The sequence below is a fragment of the Vibrio mangrovi genome, assembly GCF_024346955.1.
Classification (GTDB): Bacteria; Pseudomonadota; Gammaproteobacteria; order Enterobacterales; family Vibrionaceae; genus Vibrio; species Vibrio mangrovi.
In genome coordinates, this window is sequence record NZ_AP024884.1 from 1,290,651 (window position 1) to 1,305,673 (window position 15,023).

General features: G+C 46.5%; 17 protein-coding genes and 1 pseudogene. 10 read left to right on the forward strand and 8 right to left on the reverse strand.

Annotated elements, in window-relative coordinates; translation table 11 throughout:
* Positions 1 to 13: 13 nt before the first annotated feature.
* Entirely contained in the window at positions 14 to 640 is a 627-nt protein-coding gene (locus OCU74_RS21845; protein ID WP_087481814.1) for a fused MFS/spermidine synthase, read from the reverse strand.
* A 201-nt stretch (positions 641 to 841) separates the two neighbouring features.
* Positions 842 to 1,744 carry a LysR family transcriptional regulator gene (locus tag OCU74_RS21850; RefSeq protein WP_087481813.1) on the reverse strand — a complete coding sequence of 301 codons (903 nt, stop codon included), beginning with the start codon at positions 1,742 to 1,744 and terminating at the stop codon, positions 842 to 844.
* 200 nt (positions 1,745 to 1,944) lie between these two features.
* On the opposite strand from OCU74_RS21850, the gene OCU74_RS21855 reads away from it, so the two are divergent.
* From OCU74_RS21855 to OCU74_RS21870, 4 genes are all read left to right on the forward strand, one after another.
* On the forward strand, positions 1,945 to 3,636 hold the full coding sequence (locus tag OCU74_RS21855; RefSeq protein WP_087481812.1) for an L-lactate permease: 1,692 nt from the start codon (positions 1,945 to 1,947) through the stop codon (positions 3,634 to 3,636).
* 205 nt (positions 3,637 to 3,841) lie between these two features.
* A complete protein-coding gene (locus OCU74_RS21860) occupies positions 3,842 to 4,624 on the forward strand; it encodes a (Fe-S)-binding protein (protein WP_087481811.1) in 783 nt (260 codons plus the stop codon).
* A gap of 2 nt (positions 4,625 to 4,626) precedes the next feature.
* Positions 4,627 to 6,072: a LutB/LldF family L-lactate oxidation iron-sulfur protein gene (locus tag OCU74_RS21865; RefSeq protein ID WP_087481810.1), complete on the forward strand. Its 1,446-nt coding sequence runs from the start codon at positions 4,627 to 4,629 to the stop codon at positions 6,070 to 6,072.
* Entirely contained in the window at positions 6,069 to 6,728 is a 660-nt protein-coding gene (locus OCU74_RS21870; protein ID WP_087481809.1) for a LutC/YkgG family protein, read from the forward strand. The genes OCU74_RS21865 and OCU74_RS21870 overlap by 4 nt, the downstream gene beginning before the upstream one ends.
* Before the next feature lie 563 nt (positions 6,729 to 7,291).
* Here the strand turns inward: OCU74_RS21870 and OCU74_RS21875 are convergent.
* From OCU74_RS21875 to OCU74_RS21885, 3 genes are all read right to left on the reverse strand, one after another.
* Positions 7,292 to 7,621: a hypothetical protein gene (locus OCU74_RS21875; RefSeq protein WP_087481807.1), complete on the reverse strand. Its 330-nt coding sequence runs from the start codon at positions 7,619 to 7,621 to the stop codon at positions 7,292 to 7,294.
* Positions 7,622 to 7,731: 110 nt separating this feature from the next.
* On the reverse strand, positions 7,732 to 8,409 hold the full coding sequence (locus OCU74_RS21880) for an HNH endonuclease (RefSeq protein WP_087481806.1): 678 nt from the start codon (positions 8,407 to 8,409) through the stop codon (positions 7,732 to 7,734).
* A gap of 90 nt (positions 8,410 to 8,499) precedes the next feature.
* Positions 8,500 to 8,877, reverse strand: coding sequence for an NUDIX hydrolase (locus OCU74_RS21885; RefSeq protein ID WP_087481805.1), 378 nt, complete (start codon positions 8,875 to 8,877; stop codon positions 8,500 to 8,502).
* A gap of 241 nt (positions 8,878 to 9,118) precedes the next feature.
* On the opposite strand from OCU74_RS21885, the pseudogene OCU74_RS22070 reads away from it, so the two are divergent.
* From OCU74_RS22070 to OCU74_RS21915, 6 genes and pseudogenes are all read left to right on the forward strand, one after another.
* Positions 9,119 to 9,400, forward strand: a pseudogene (locus tag OCU74_RS22070) (type VI secretion system PAAR protein); the annotation flags it as partial.
* Positions 9,401 to 9,633: 233 nt separating this feature from the next.
* Entirely contained in the window at positions 9,634 to 10,437 is an 804-nt protein-coding gene (locus OCU74_RS21895; RefSeq protein WP_087481803.1) for a polymorphic toxin type 44 domain-containing protein, read from the forward strand.
* The gene (locus OCU74_RS21900) at positions 10,427 to 10,846 is read left to right on the forward strand and encodes a hypothetical protein (RefSeq protein WP_087481802.1); all 420 of its coding nucleotides are present in this window, start codon (positions 10,427 to 10,429) and stop codon (positions 10,844 to 10,846) included. Before OCU74_RS21895 ends, OCU74_RS21900 begins: the two co-directional genes overlap by 11 nt.
* A 121-nt stretch (positions 10,847 to 10,967) precedes the next feature.
* A complete protein-coding gene (locus OCU74_RS21905) occupies positions 10,968 to 11,453 on the forward strand; it encodes a GNAT family N-acetyltransferase (RefSeq protein ID WP_087481801.1) in 486 nt (161 codons plus the stop codon).
* Positions 11,454 to 11,472: 19 nt separating this feature from the next.
* On the forward strand, positions 11,473 to 11,895 hold the full coding sequence (locus OCU74_RS21910; RefSeq protein ID WP_087481800.1) for a VOC family protein: 423 nt from the start codon (positions 11,473 to 11,475) through the stop codon (positions 11,893 to 11,895).
* Between the two features lie 208 nt (positions 11,896 to 12,103).
* Positions 12,104 to 12,445, forward strand: a complete 342-nt coding sequence (locus OCU74_RS21915; protein ID WP_087481872.1) for a DUF2834 domain-containing protein — start codon at positions 12,104 to 12,106, stop codon at positions 12,443 to 12,445.
* Positions 12,446 to 12,591: 146 nt separating this feature from the next.
* On the opposite strand, the gene OCU74_RS21920 is transcribed toward OCU74_RS21915, so the two are convergent.
* The 3 genes from OCU74_RS21920 to OCU74_RS21930 are packed head-to-tail and all read right to left on the reverse strand — an operon-like array spanning position 12,592 to position 14,859.
* On the reverse strand, positions 12,592 to 12,828 hold the full coding sequence (locus OCU74_RS21920; RefSeq protein WP_087481798.1) for a non-oxidative hydroxyarylic acid decarboxylases subunit D: 237 nt from the start codon (positions 12,826 to 12,828) through the stop codon (positions 12,592 to 12,594).
* On the reverse strand, positions 12,825 to 14,264 hold the full coding sequence (locus OCU74_RS21925) for a non-oxidative hydroxyarylic acid decarboxylases subunit C (RefSeq protein WP_087481797.1): 1,440 nt from the start codon (positions 14,262 to 14,264) through the stop codon (positions 12,825 to 12,827). Before OCU74_RS21925 ends, OCU74_RS21920 begins: the two co-directional genes overlap by 4 nt.
* Complete coding sequence (locus OCU74_RS21930; RefSeq protein ID WP_087481796.1) at positions 14,254 to 14,859, reverse strand: non-oxidative hydroxyarylic acid decarboxylases subunit B; 606 nt, start codon at positions 14,857 to 14,859, stop codon at positions 14,254 to 14,256. Before OCU74_RS21930 ends, OCU74_RS21925 begins: the two co-directional genes overlap by 11 nt.
* Positions 14,860 to 15,023: the final 164 nt, after the last annotated feature.

The window sequence follows — 15,023 nt, forward strand, 5'->3', positions numbered from 1 at the left end:
TTAAATCTCTCCACTACGCTTCTGCCACAATCCGGGGGAATCGTACATGAAATGCAATCACACCACCGGCGCACAATATCCCGATCAAACTAAACAGAATGGTGTTGACTTCAAACCACAGCACCAGATAAAAAGATGTCGCCAGCGTTCCCAATGCACTTCCCAGTGTAGAAACAAAGTAAAGCATTCCTGCCACCTGCCCGCTCCGGAAGGAGTCACTGACCAGCAGACGAATCGAATAAGGAGAAATCATTCCCAGAATCAGGGTTGGCAGAAAAAACAGCAGCAACGCAGCAACCAGAGAACCATAACGGGGATCGATGATGTGACTGAACACCCGATTCATCACCACATCACCCCAAAACACCAAAGGTAATAAAGTCACTGCTCCACACAAGTAAAGCAGACTGAATTTACGCAACGAGGGAGAATGCATGGACCACTGTCCTCCCAATAGGTAGCCGGCAGATAATGCCACCATGAAAATGGTAATAATACTGCCCCACACATAAATACTACTGCCAAAGTAAGGCGCCAGAATCCGGCCACCCAATAATTCGACAGCCATAATGCAAAAACCGCTGAGAAACACCAGCAGGAAGATAAATCGGTTGGTTAACGTTCCGGAGTCAAAAGTCATAAGGCATTCCATTGCAGATACACAGAGATTGATAGCCGAATCACCTTTAGAACGAATATAGCTGTCAAGCCACATCAGAGGATGATTCGGATATATGCTTCTGTTTTAGTATTTGCAGGAATCATGATGATCGCAAGAACATGGAACAATAATATTCACCGAAACAGCTTTCCGTTGTGAAGAAACGAGCCCGAGAAGAAGCTAACTAAAATAGTGGCCGATCTCCAGATAACGGTCCCGGATATGTTCAATCAGCAAACGTATTTTATTCGGTGGCTGTCGGGTAAACGGATAAACCGCGTAAACACCCAGCTTTTTTCCAACCAGCTGAGGAAAAAGCGCGATCAAAGAGCCATCCTCCAGATCGTGATGGACCAGACAACGGGGCAGATAAGCAATACCATAACCACTGAGTGTCGCTTTTCTCAATGCCACGGCATTATCACTGGAAAAACTCCCCGAGACTTTCAGCAGATAATTCCCGGACGGGCCTTTAAACTCCCAGTCACTGGCTCCAGTGCTCTGGTACACATACTGCAGACAGTTATGATTCACCAAATCTTCAGGCCGCATCGGCGCTCCGGCCCGGGCAATGTAGCTAGCCGCAGTACAGACAACCCACTGAGAATCGATAATATGCCGGGCAATCAGGCTTGAGTCTTCCAGTAACCCGGTACGAATCACCAAATCATATCCTTCTCCAATCGGATCAACGAAGCGGTTATCCAGTGACATATCAACCGTCAGCCCCGGATGCATCTGACAGAATTCAGCCACAGCTTCAGCCAGTAATAACTCCCCGGAGATGGTCGGCACAGACATTTTGATATGTCCGTTCAGACTCTCACCATATCCGGCAACGGAGTCGAATGCTTCCTGAGTGGCTTGCTTCACATTTTTAGCACCCTGTAGTAAGGCTTTCCCGGCTTCAGTCAGGGTCAGTTTACGGGTGGTCCGGTACAGAAGCTGTACACCCAGTTCTTTTTCCAGACGCGCAATGCGCTTGCTAACCACTGAATTCGTAAGGTTATTTTTCTCTGCGACCAGGCTGAAATTCCCCAGTTCAACCACAGAAGAAAATAAAATCAGGTCATCGGCTTTCATTTGATTATGTCATTTTTGGAATCAATTATTTTCATTATTTCCCTATATCCATAAAAAATAAAGCGCTAAATTCACACCCGATTAACAAAACCATAAATAAAAACAAACCGTGGAGACCCTACCCATGCAGCTAATCTGTTTCCGTCTGCGAAACTCAGCAGCGCCACATGGCCCAAACTCTGCGAACAAGGAAGTACCCCATGAGTGAAACTTTATTAGCCTTACTTGCCTTTTCTCCGATTGTTGCTGCCGCGATCTTACTGGTCGGCCTCAACTGGCCGGCGAAAAAAGCCATGCCGGTCGCATTCGGTCTGACCGTCGTTATTGCCCTGTTCTGCTGGGATATGTCAGCAAACCGGGTACTTGCGTCGGTTTTTCAGGGACTCGGTATTACCGTCTCTGTCCTCTGGATCGTCTTCGGTGCGATCTTTCTGCTCAATACCCTTAAACATAGTGGAGCCATTACAGTCATCCGCAACGGATTCACCGATATCTCGCCGGACCGGCGGATTCAGGCCATTATTATTGCCTGGTGTTTCGGCTCCTTTATTGAAGGTGCTTCCGGCTTCGGTACACCGGCTGCGATTGCAGCACCACTATTAGTTGCCATTGGCTTCCCGGCACTGGCTGCCGTGCTGATGGGCATGATGATCCAGTCGACTCCCGTATCTTTCGGCGCGGTCGGCACACCGATTCTGGTTGGTGTCAGCAAAGGACTCGATACCCATAATATCAGTCAGTTACTGACTGCCCAAGGTTCTGGCTGGGAAAGCTACCTGCAACAGATCACCACCAGCGTTGCACTGATTCACGCCACCGTCGGTACACTGATGCCGGTACTGATGGCAATGATGCTGACCCGCTTTTTCGGTAAAAACAAAAGCTGGACTGAAGGGCTGGATATCTTACCTTTCGCCCTGTTTGCCGGGGTTGCCTTCACCGTTCCTTATGCTCTGACCGGCGCTCTGCTCGGTCCTGAATTCCCCTCTCTGATCGGCGGACTTGTCGGACTGGCGATTGTCGTCACCGCAGCGAGAAAAGGATTTCTCGTTCCCCGCTCAGTCTGGGATTTCCGTCCGGAACAGGAATGGCCGGCCGAGTGGCTCGGTTCTCTGAAAATGGACCTGAAAGCAGTTCAGTCCAACCCGATGAGTCTGGCACTGGCCTGGACACCATATCTGCTCCTTGCGGTGATTTTGGTTGCCAGCCGGGTCAGCACCTCGTTTAAAGCGATGCTACAAAGTGTCAGTCTCTCGTTTGGCAACATTCTGGGAGAAGCAGGCATCAGCACGGCATTCCAACCTTTATATTTACCCGGCGGTATTCTGGTTTTCGTCGCTTTGCTTGCCGTTCTGATTCAGGCCAGAAGTGCAGCACCGATGATGAAAGCACTGGGTGAATCGAGTAAAACCCTGGTCGGGGCCGGATTTGTGCTGGTATTTACCATTCCGATGGTGCGGATCTTTATCAACTCAGGCGTGAACGGTGCAGATCTGGCCAGTATGCCGGTCACCACAGCGAATTTTGCCGCAGGTCTGGTGGGGAGTGCTTTCCCGGCTCTGAGTGCCACTGTCGGAGCGCTAGGCGCTTTCATCGCCGGTTCAAATACCGTTTCAAATATGATGTTCAGCCAGTTTCAGTTTGAAGTGGCTCATACACTTTCGGTTTCGAGCGTGATTGTGATTGCATTACAGGCTGTCGGCGCTGCCGCCGGAAACATGATTGCTATTCACAATGTGGTTGCAGCATCTGCAACAGTCGGACTATTGGGAAGAGAAGGCGCAACCCTGCGTAAAACCATTATCCCGACCGCATATTATCTGCTGGCAACCGGTCTGATCGGATTACTGGTGATCTATGGTTTCCACGCCACTGATGTCCTGATGAACTAGGTCTGTGACCTGATAGAAGAAGACAGAAAATAATACCAATCAAACTAGTTAAATGTTCAGAAATTATGCAGGAAAAATGACCAGATAATTACTGCGATTGGTATCGCTAATTGGCCGTCACTCATATTCCCCCAACCCGGCATATCCCCAGAGTCGTGTTTTTGAGTGATGGCTTTACTTATCAATGCATTCACTGGAGAGTCTTATGAGAATTTACCCGGCGAAACCTGACAAAGTCTATTTCTACGCGACTTGTCTGGTGGACCTGTTCGACCCAAACGCCGGACTCGATGCCATCACCCTGATTGAGCAGCAGGGCATCGAGGTCATCTATATCGAAAAACAAACCTGCTGCGGCCAGCCGGCTTATACTTCCGGCTATGATGATGAAGCCCAATCCGTTGCCCTGAATCAGATCGCTCTGTTTCCCGAACCTTACCCGGTGATTGTACTGTCCGGTTCCTGCGGCGGCATGATGCATCATCATTATCGTCGCCTTTTCGCCGGAACTGAGCAGGAATCTCAGGTGAATGCCTTCTGTGATCGTGTATTTGAATTCACCGAATTTCTGGTTCATGTCTGCCGCGCCAAACTGCAGGATCACGGTCCGGAGACTTCTGTGGTCATGCATACTTCCTGTGCCGCCCGGCGGGAAATGAATGTGCATGTCACAGCAACCCAACTACTCAGCCAGCTTGAGCAGGTCGAACTGAAAGTTCAGGATTACGAAAGTGAGTGTTGCGGCTTCGGCGGCACCTTCTCCGTTCGCCATCCCGATATCTCTCAGGCGATGGTGGAAGACAAAACCCGCCATATCAAAGCAACACAGGCTGATCATCTGGTCAGTGCTGACTGGGGCTGCCTGCTCAATATTAACGGCGCACTGGATTTTCAGCACCAACACGGTGATGCATCCACAATGCAGGGCCGTCATCTTGCCAGCTTTCTGTTAGAACGGGTGACACCAGAACAGATACAGGAGAAATAATTATGAATGAATCTCCGCAACAGTTTCATCCGCAAGCTAAAGCTGCACTCAATGACTCGCAGCTCCGGGCTAACTTCCGTGGTGCGATGGATTACCTGCAAGAGAAGCGCAAAAATGCCTTTGCCGATCCGCAGGAAGAACAGCAAACCCGTGATCTGGCAGAAGCGATCCGTCAGCGCTGCCTCAGTAAACTTCCTCAGCTACTAGAACAGCTTGAACATAACTGCCAGAAAAATGGGATTCAGGTACACTGGGCCGAAAATGCCGAACAGGCCAATACCATTATTGCCGGGATTGCCGAACATCACCGGGCTTCACTGATGATCAAAGGCAAGTCCATGGTCAGCGAAGAGATCGAGCTCAACCATGAAATGGCCAAACTGGGCGTGACCTGTCTGGAAAGCGATATGGGAGAATACATTATTCAGCTCGATGGCGATAAGCCTTCCCATATCATCATGCCGGCGATTCACAAGAACAAGCAGGAAGTCAGCGATACTTTCCGCGACAACCTGCCGGGTTTCCAGCCGACCACCGATGTCGACCGCCTGATCCAGACCGGACGTGCTCAGCTCCGGGAAAAATTCCGCACTGCGGATATCGGTTTATCCGGCGTCAACTTCGCTGTGGCAGAAACCGGAACATTGTGTCTGGTGGAAAATGAAGGTAACGGCCGGATGTCAACAACAGTACCGAACGTCCATGTTGCGATCACCGGCATTGAAAAAGTGGTTGAGTTTCTGACCGATGTCCCGCCCCTGTTCAGCGCGCTGACCCGTTCCGCCACCGGACAGACCATCAGTACTTATTTCAACATGATCACCTCACCGCGTAAGCCGAATGAAAAAGACGGACCGCAGGAAGTGCATCTGGTGTTGCTCGATAACGGCCGCAGTCAGGCTTATCGTGACGAAGAACTGCGCAAAACCCTGCAATGTATTCGTTGTGGTGCCTGCATGAACCACTGTCCGGTTTATACCCGTATCGGTGGTCACGCCTATGGCACAGTTTATCCCGGCCCGATCGGCAAGATCATTTCACCGCATCTGATGGGACTGGAAGCGACTAAAGATCTCGTTACAGCATCGAGCTTGTGCGGTGCCTGTGGCGAAGTCTGCCCGGTACGCATTCCGATCCCGGAGATGTTGCTGCGTCTGCGTAAAGAAGCCAAACACGCGGCGAAGCCCGGCCTGGAAGAGATGCGCGGTCAGAAATCCGCCTATAAGCCGACCGAAAAACTGGCGATGCGCGGTTTTGCTTATTCCGCTACACATCCGACAATCTACCGGATCGGCACTCGTCTGGCCGGACAGATGCGTCACCTGATGCCGTCTAAACTTGGCCCGTGGACTCAATGCCGGACAGCACCCAAACCTGCCGCAAAATCTCTGAATCAGTTGATGAAGGAAAGAGCCCGCCAGTCACAAAAAGAGGGGAAATCATCATGAGCAATGCCAGACAGCAGATTTTCAATAAACTCAATGCCGCCCGCCCGACACCGCTGGAAAACGGCTCTGCGGAAACAGCCCGCAATTTTGCCCGGCATAATTTCAGCGACGACCAGAAACTGGAACGTTTCTGCGCCGCACTCGATGCCAACCATGCACAGGTGCTGACCATTGAACGGGAACAACTGATTCAGACAGTCCACGAATTATGTGCGCAAAACGGCTGGCAACACGCGGCAATCGGCACCAGTGGCCTGTGGCATAGTGATTTTCGTAAAGGGCTGGAGAACATCCAGATCACAGAGTATCAGCAAACCATTGACCAATGGAAAGACGAGCTATTCACCACCGTCGATGTCGGTCTGACCGACACCTGCGCTGGAATCGCCGATACCGGCGCACTGGTGCTCTGGCCGGACATCCATCAGCCACGCACCCTGTCGCTGGTACCGCCTTGTCATGTCGCTGTACTCAGACAATCAACGCTGTTTGATAGTTTCACCGACATCATGCTCAGCCAGCAGTGGCACACACAAATGCCAACCAATGCGGTGTTAATCTCCGGCCCGTCCAAAACCGCAGATATTCAGCAGACACTGGCCTACGGCGCGCACGGGCCGAGTCAGTTGATTGTGGTGATTTTAAAAGATGAGTGAGTTTGTTGGGTTGTAAATCTCACCACCCAAAGGTCTCAATCTTTGGGTGGTGAACTGAACAAGGTTGAGACTACCGCCAAAGGAAACGGCCAGCATATGCTGCCTTGTCAGCTCACCATAATCTGGACGAACTAAGGCTACAATCAGTACAATACCGGCCTTTTGATATGCATTGGTCTTTGGCGGGGTCTCAATCCCGGCACCGAATTTTATCGGTACCGCGTCAGAGTATGCGCAGTCTGGGATGTTGGCGAGTGAAGGAGCAGAAAACCGCGTGCAGTATGGTGAAATCTCATACTTTTCTAATACTTGGTGAGGAGTTATTTTGCGTGTGGTTTCACAGAGGTTGTCTGGTAAAGGCTGACATCTTAATAAGTGAATTTGGTTGACCTCCATGTGTTAGAAAGATGGTTGTTGTCCAGAGTCCGATGCTACGAAATGGCACAATGTAGGATGAAAATATGACGAAGAATTAACTATTAATGGAGACTGTAAAAGATTCTGTGAATCTCTGCCCCATCCTGCTGATGGCTAACACTATTTAATTTATTAAGCACTCTCACTTAATGCAAATATATACTTATATGCGGTTTTCGTTTTATAAAAATCGATTGTTCTTCACTCACCTTTATCTCGAGAATTTCTGGAATATTATCATTTAAAACCCGAATATCTCTTACTCCAGTTCCTTCAAATTCAAATATTTTATCGCCTTCTTCCGTAAGGATTACTTTTACATCTTTGTAGGATGGCTGTATCGAAACAGTCAGAACTCTGTGCTTATCTGTGACCTCATAAACTAAACTGTTATATATCCACGGAGTATCATAATCGAGCATCTTTGGCTCAACTTCAAAGAACCCTAATAGTTCGTACTCTTCTGCTGAGATCATAGTTTCTCTCCTGTCACATAACGCATAGTTCAGTTGACGAATATTTCTGCTAATTTTGAGAACCCAAATTCGTGACAGGACGAAGTCAATTGGAACATCTTTTTACACCTTTACTCACGTACCAGCCTACCAATTTTATCGTACATGGATTGCACTAAATTTAGCTTATCAGCTCCGTAGTGCATTTCCCGATGACAATTTGGGCATAATGCTAATGTATTTGAAATTGTATCTGAACCACCATCAGCCAAGCGTCGAAGATGATGAACTTCTAAAAAAGGCTCACCTTCTGCTGTAATAAAAGATGCTTTATTATCGCAACACTCACAATAACCATTTGCATGCTTTAAAATCCATGCTTTAACTTTTGGATCTCTTACATACGTAGTTACCGAAGAATACATCTTCTCAGGTTCTTTTATACCCTGCGGTTTTTCTAAAATATTTTTTGCTTTATAACTTAAAACCTGCGTTTCAAATTCAGCAATCTTTAACGATTGTTGCCCTTCAACTTCAGATATAAGGCGCTCAATTATTGCAGCGTTACTTGAACCAACATTTTTTGCTGGCTTTAACCCAGAAACCCAGCCGCGACCTAGCAAAGAGTATACATAGGAAATGTTTTGCATTCGGTATTCAAAAGACTTTTCAGTTCTACCAAACCGAGCTGACAGCTCATGGTAATACTGCTTTTTTATAAATGGGATTCCATTGGCTTCCTTGATATGCATATCAACATACGATTCAACTGCTGCCTTCAGTTCCTCTTCTGTCCAATTATTGCTCAATATTGATTCCTATTTACGTACAAGATTCCTTTAGATATGTAACGCAAAGAACAGTATGAGGTCAATTAATACAACTTATCTATATGAGTGTTACAGCACTTTCAGAATCGCTTTTTGTGCTGCCGGTGCACACACTTCTATTTGAGACTGATCAATCCATCTCATCTGTTCGATTTCCGAGTCAGGAGTAATCTCCCCGCTAAAATGAGCTGAGTAGCAATGCATTTCCAGTTCGGTATTTTCAAGACCATAAGCGATATCAGTGACAGAAAATTCATGAGAAATCGTATCCGGGACTAAATCTATGTTCAGCTCCTCTTTTATTTCTCGTATCAACGCTAATTCGAGTGTTTCTCCGGGTTCTAATTTACCGCCGGGAATAAAGTACTTATCTTTGCCTCTGGTTTTTACACACAGCACTTTGCCGTCTTTTCTGAAAACCCAGGCAACACTCTCTAACTTATTCATTCCATTGATCTCCTTAGATTTTTCCGTGTTCATTCCACGCTGAATTTAGCTGCTCCCTGCCTCTCACTTATATCTAACGGGGACAGACATTTCAACATTGCGATTAAATAACTCAATAATCGATGACTGTTCCTGACACGATCTCCCAACAAAACAACCTGATTTCATATTCATATTGTTGCTCTGTCTTAAATGTGATAACTGAAAATAACATTTGAATTAATTGGATTCAGGAAGAGATATGGCACAAGCTGTTCGTATCGGGGACACTGGTACTGCTCATGATGGATTTCCCCCAACACCGGTTACTTCCGGATCTCCAGATGTTTTTATGGATGGTATTCCCGCTGCCCGAGTAGGAGATCCATTAGCCCCGCATGCAAAACCCAATCATCCTCCACACGGGCGAGAAATATCGTCCGGATCTTCAACTGTGATGATCAACCACAAACCTGCTGCGCTAACCGGTGGCTCGGTAAATTGTGGTGGTATAACGATGGGCAGTGGTACGGTTAATATTGGTGATGAAGCTCCAAAACCATCACCTATGAAAGTACTGCATCCAATAGAGAAGCAACATAACCGCTTATTTGTTATTAAAGATGAAACCGGGCAGCCTCTTAAGGATGTGGAATACCGTATTGTTGTCGATGGAGAAACGATCGCTCAGGGAAAAACTGATCACAGTGGTAAGTTGCCAGTTGCAGATACAGGCACTCAACCGAAAAAGATCCAAATATTTATTAAGGAAATATAATGTCAGATACATCGGGTTGGGTGCTGAAGAAAGAAATTACTTCGACACCTACCTCTATTCACGATCCTGTCGTTATTAAATTATCGTGCCAGCATCCGGATGGTGCTTTGTCAGTCGCTGATTATATTATTGGTGAAATGAAAACCAATATTCAGAGTGAAACATGTAAGACCATTCGATATCTACTGGATTATAAATATAAACGACTGAAAGAATGGCAACAATTACCATGGTATAAACAACTCATAATACCTATGCCAGAGCCTGACCTGATCTCGGCAATGGCATTATGGACCAGTAAAGTGTACAAAGGGCATCCATGGGATCACAAACCATTAATTCGTGATAACCCACGTTTAAAAGCTGTTGCTGTTCATCGTAAATTATGGACACTAGAAAAAGTACGAGCATACCGTCAGAAGAAAATGCCCAATGATAAACCGCCGACCGACTCTAAAAGTTATTGGCATAAATATAATAGGCATGATTATTTTTATGATATTTGGTCCAATGTACATTATGGATATGTCGGACTAGCTTGTGGATTTAGTCAAACGCTTTTGTTACGAGGCGCAGGTGGCGCACAGTTTCTCGATAATATGACAACAACTGGTGATGCACCGGATGATGTTGTTGCTGTTCAAGTTGGTTTCCAACTATATCAGCAATATGGAGACTCGTTAACAAGCTTAACGCCAGTAGCCTTGATGGAGCTTCTGGAACAGGCTAACTTTTCCGATGCCGCCCGTGATATTCACTTATGTTTTCATCCACACAGAGAAGAATTAAAAAATGAAAACTAACCCGGCAAAAATTATCAGAATCATTATTTTATTGGTATTAATCGGTTCTGTTGCTGCATTCTTTTTCCCTAAACGTCTGTATATTCACTACAGCAATCCGGATAAACCGATTCAAGCCTGGCTGTACCAGTATGATGAAACATCAGATGTAAAAGATGTTTCTCAGGGGACGGTTATGTTTGTCATAAAACGACCATGGCTCCTGACTTTTTTCTCACCAGACATTTTGGCCTCTGTGAGTTGGTCTTACAAAAACAATCGTTCCGTCGTAGATGCTCTGGACATGATAGCCGAAGAAGGACAACCTGATTTACAAAATGTATGTCGGCTAGATTTATATCTGGACGATAATGCAAAATTACTTCGTTATGAAGAAACTGATTTTCTGTTTCTGAATTTTTGCTGGTGAGGGGTTTAGTGTATGGATGTGCTAAAAACAGTTTTATTACAGTACATACCCACCGTGCGTTAGAATGGAAATCTGCTCAAACACTCCACGCTAATTCAATTAAGGGAAAAAGGGAATTGATGTGATTAGAGAGATAACCGAACAGGATTTCACCGTATTCTGGCCATGCTTTCAGTCAGTCATTCAGGCTCAGGAAACCTATGCCTTTGAACCCGACATGACTTTCGAACAGGCTTATCAGTTGTGGTGCACAACGCCATTAAAGACATTTGTGTTTGCTGAGGACGATAAGATATTGGGTTCTTATTATATCAGACCGAATGGTGTTGGCCCCAGTCGTCATATCTGTAATTGCGGCTATATGGTTGCAGAAAGTGCACGAGGTAAGGGCATTGCCCGGAAACTTTGTGAACATTCCCAGCAAACTGCGCTTGAACTCGGCTTTAAAGCGATGCAGTTCAACTCTGTTGTTTCAACGAATGAAATCGCAGTAACCCTGTGGCAAAAGCTCGGATTTAACATCGTCGGCACGATTCCTTCCGCTTATCACCATGCCCGGTTAGGCTATGTGGATAGCTATGTTATGCATAAACAGTTACAGCCATAGAACTCAATAGGAACCAGCAGTGAAACAGAATATTGTCCATATTGCCTTAGTCGTTCGGGATTACGATGAGGCCATTCATTTTTATGTCGATAAACTGAAATTTGAGCTGATTGAAGACACCTACCAGCCGGAACAGGACAAACGTTGGGTGGTCGTTGCACCGCCAAATTCTCAAGGAGTCACGCTGTTGCTGGCAAAAGCGTCCAAGCCCGAGCAGCTTGATTTTATCGGTAATCAGACCGGCGGGCGGGTATTTCTGTTTCTGAATACCGACGATTTCTGGCGCGATTATGAATACATGCAATCCGTCGGTATCAAGTTTGTACGTGAGCCAAAAGAGCAGGACTACGGCACAGTTGCAGTTTTTGAAGACTTGTATGGCAATCTCTGGGACTTATTACAACTCAAAGAAGATCACCCGATATCATTAAGAACCACATAACATGCAGCATCATCTGAAATTACAGGGCTAATATTAATAACCTGTATCAGACATTGACCAGAACCTGGCTCATTTAACATCATCAAATCAACATCGGTATTGATGGCAGGGTTTCCATATAAGTGTGTGTCCCTATAAGAATCATCATCCCACATGATATTCTGAACAATAAGAAGTCTGGTAAAAAGGAATAGGATCCGGAATGAATATGACAAGGTTTTATCTGATTCTGACGATAGTTGGTGTTCTGGCACCTTATGGGGCGTTTGTTCCGTGGCTGGTGAATCATGGTTTAGATCTACCGTTGCTGCTGACAGAAGCCAGTGCGAACCCGATCAGTCTGTTCGCATGGCTGGATGTCGTCATCGCTGCACTGGCTTTACTGGGTTTTATTATCGCAGACGGTCAGAAAAATCATGTCAAAGGTCGGGGAATCGCTATCGTGGGCACATTGGTTGTCGGTGTATCTTGTGGATTGCCTTTATATCTCTATCTGAAGGAAAAGCAAAATGTCCGTTCATCTATCATGATGAGCCAGTCTGAAAGCTGAGCCGTCAACGCATACGAAGGACACTTTATATCGGATGCTTAAAGTGTCTGTCCCTGTAAAATGGTAAAATGCTTTCTGTAAAATGTAATACAGAGGCAGTCCCGAACTGCCGGAAACTGCCTCCTTCGCATATTTCTTTGTGTAATTTACCGTTCGCTTTCTGGTAACAACGGCGGAATCTCCGGTAACTGCGGAGCGTTATCGATATCTTCCTGTGTCATTTTAAACGCATCCGGGAAATGTTCACGGCTTGTCCGTCTGAGTGGCTCGGTAGAGCGCCATGTATACAGGCATCGTTGACACTGATGGACAGTCCATACATCCGGAACTGGTGATTTGGCTAATAGCTCGATATCTTCATGGGCACAACGTGGACAGATCATTTTTCACCTTCCTTTGCTTCGTGAATCATACGAGTTAATTTAGAGATCCACTCTTTGGTCTCGGGCAGATCTTTGACTGACGTACTGTAATTGCCTCTGTTGTCCGGAGCGACTGGTGTTGTAGCATCAATGATCAGTTTATCCGTGATGCCTGACGGAGATGAACCGGGATCCAGCTCAACGACTGACATATTGTTCAGTTGTACTAAATCGCCCGCCGGATTCACTTTCGACGACATCGCCCACATTACTTGTTTTAAATCGAAAGGATCAACGTCTTCGTCAACCATGATGACCATTTTGACATAGCCGAGACCATGTGGTGTGGTCATCGCCCGCATCCCGACAGCCCGGGCAAAGCCACCAAAACGTTTCTTCGTGGAAATAATCACCAGTAACCCGTGCGTATACATGGCGTTCACTGCCTGAACTTCCGGAAACTCGGCTTTGAGTTGCTGATACAAAGGAACACAGGTCGCCGGACCAATCAGATAGTCTACTTCTGTCCACGGCATCCCGAGATACAAGGATTCGAAAATCGGGTTAGTCCGGTAAGAAACCTTATCGATTCTGACAACCGTCATACTACGACCACCGGAATAATGCCCGGTAAATTCACCAAACGGACCTTCAATCTCACGCACCCGGCTCTCGATGACACCTTCTAACACCACCTCGGAGCCCCAGGGAACATCGAACCCGGTGAGCGGTGCTTTCACGATCGGATAAGGCGCTTCTCTTAATGCTCCGGCCATTTCATATTCAGACTGATCATATTTGAGCGGTGTTGATCCCATCAGCGTAATAATCGGATCATTACCGAGTACAATTGCCACCGGCAGATCTTCTCCCCGCTCTTCAGCTTTGTTCAGATGAATCGCGATGTCATGCATTGGAATCGGCTGTAAACCCAGCTTTCTTTTCCCTTTGACTTCCAGCCGGTACACCCCGACATTCTGTTTGCCGAAATTATCCGGATCGGTTGGATCCCGGGAGACTGTACATGCTTTATCCAGATAAAAACCACCATCACCATCGTTTAACCGGAACAGAGGCAGAATATCGAACAGATTAATGTCTTCACCATCAACGGTGTTCTCAGCCCAGGGTGGATTGTCCCGGTAAACCGGTGCCACAGGGAACGTTTCCCAGCGCCGAATGAATTCGGCAACCTGCTCTTTCACCGGTGTATTAGGCGGCAGCCCAATCGAGATTGCGTGATTTTCCCACGATCCAATCGTATTCATCGCCACTCTGGCATTGGTAAAACCTTCAATGTTGTCGAACCAGAGTGCCGGAGCTCCTTCACCGATCCTTCCGGTTGCATTCGCGGCTGCAGCAATATCCGGTTCTGCTTTTACCTGCTCGCGGATTCTCAGAAGCTGGCCTTGTTCCTCCAGCTTATCTAAATAACTTCTTAAATCATCAAAAATCATGAACGACTTCCTTATTGTTTACATCTGATCCCTGAGAAATCCCTTCCCACCGCTTGGCAAACGGAGAATCCAGACCAAACTGGTCCAGCACTCTTGTCACAATATGTTGTTTGATATCTTCTACAGATTCCGGGCGGTTGTACCAGGCAGGCATCGGAGGCACCATGGCAACGCCCATTCGGGAAAGCGCCAGCATATTGTCTAAATGAATGGGATTGAGTGGAGTTTCCCGGGGAACCAGTACCAGTTTACGTTGCTCTTTCAACACCACATCAGCAGCACGGCCAATCAGACCATCGGCATATCCGGAACGGATGCCTGCCAGTGTTTTCATGCTGCATGGAATGATGATCATGCCGTCCGTTCTGAAAGAACCGGATGAAATCGCAGCAGCCTGATTCGCCGAGTTATAAGTCACATCAGCCAAAAGACTCACTTCTCTGGCTGTCATCGACGTCTCCAGTTCAATGGTCGTTTTTGCCCAGCGTGACATCACAAGGTGTGTTTCTACATCCCGGATTTCCTGTAAAGCCTGTAAAAGAGTTACAGCCAATGGCGCTCCGGTAGCACCAGTCATACCAACAATTAGCCTCATACAACCTCAAATATTATTGAATTAATTTGTTCGTACACGAACAATATGCTTAAATTAAATCTTATATGCATAAAAAGCAATATAAAAATTCAAATCATATTATATATAATTACGACAAGCATAATTCATTGGTATCTTTGATGACGAATATTTCCAAACACCTT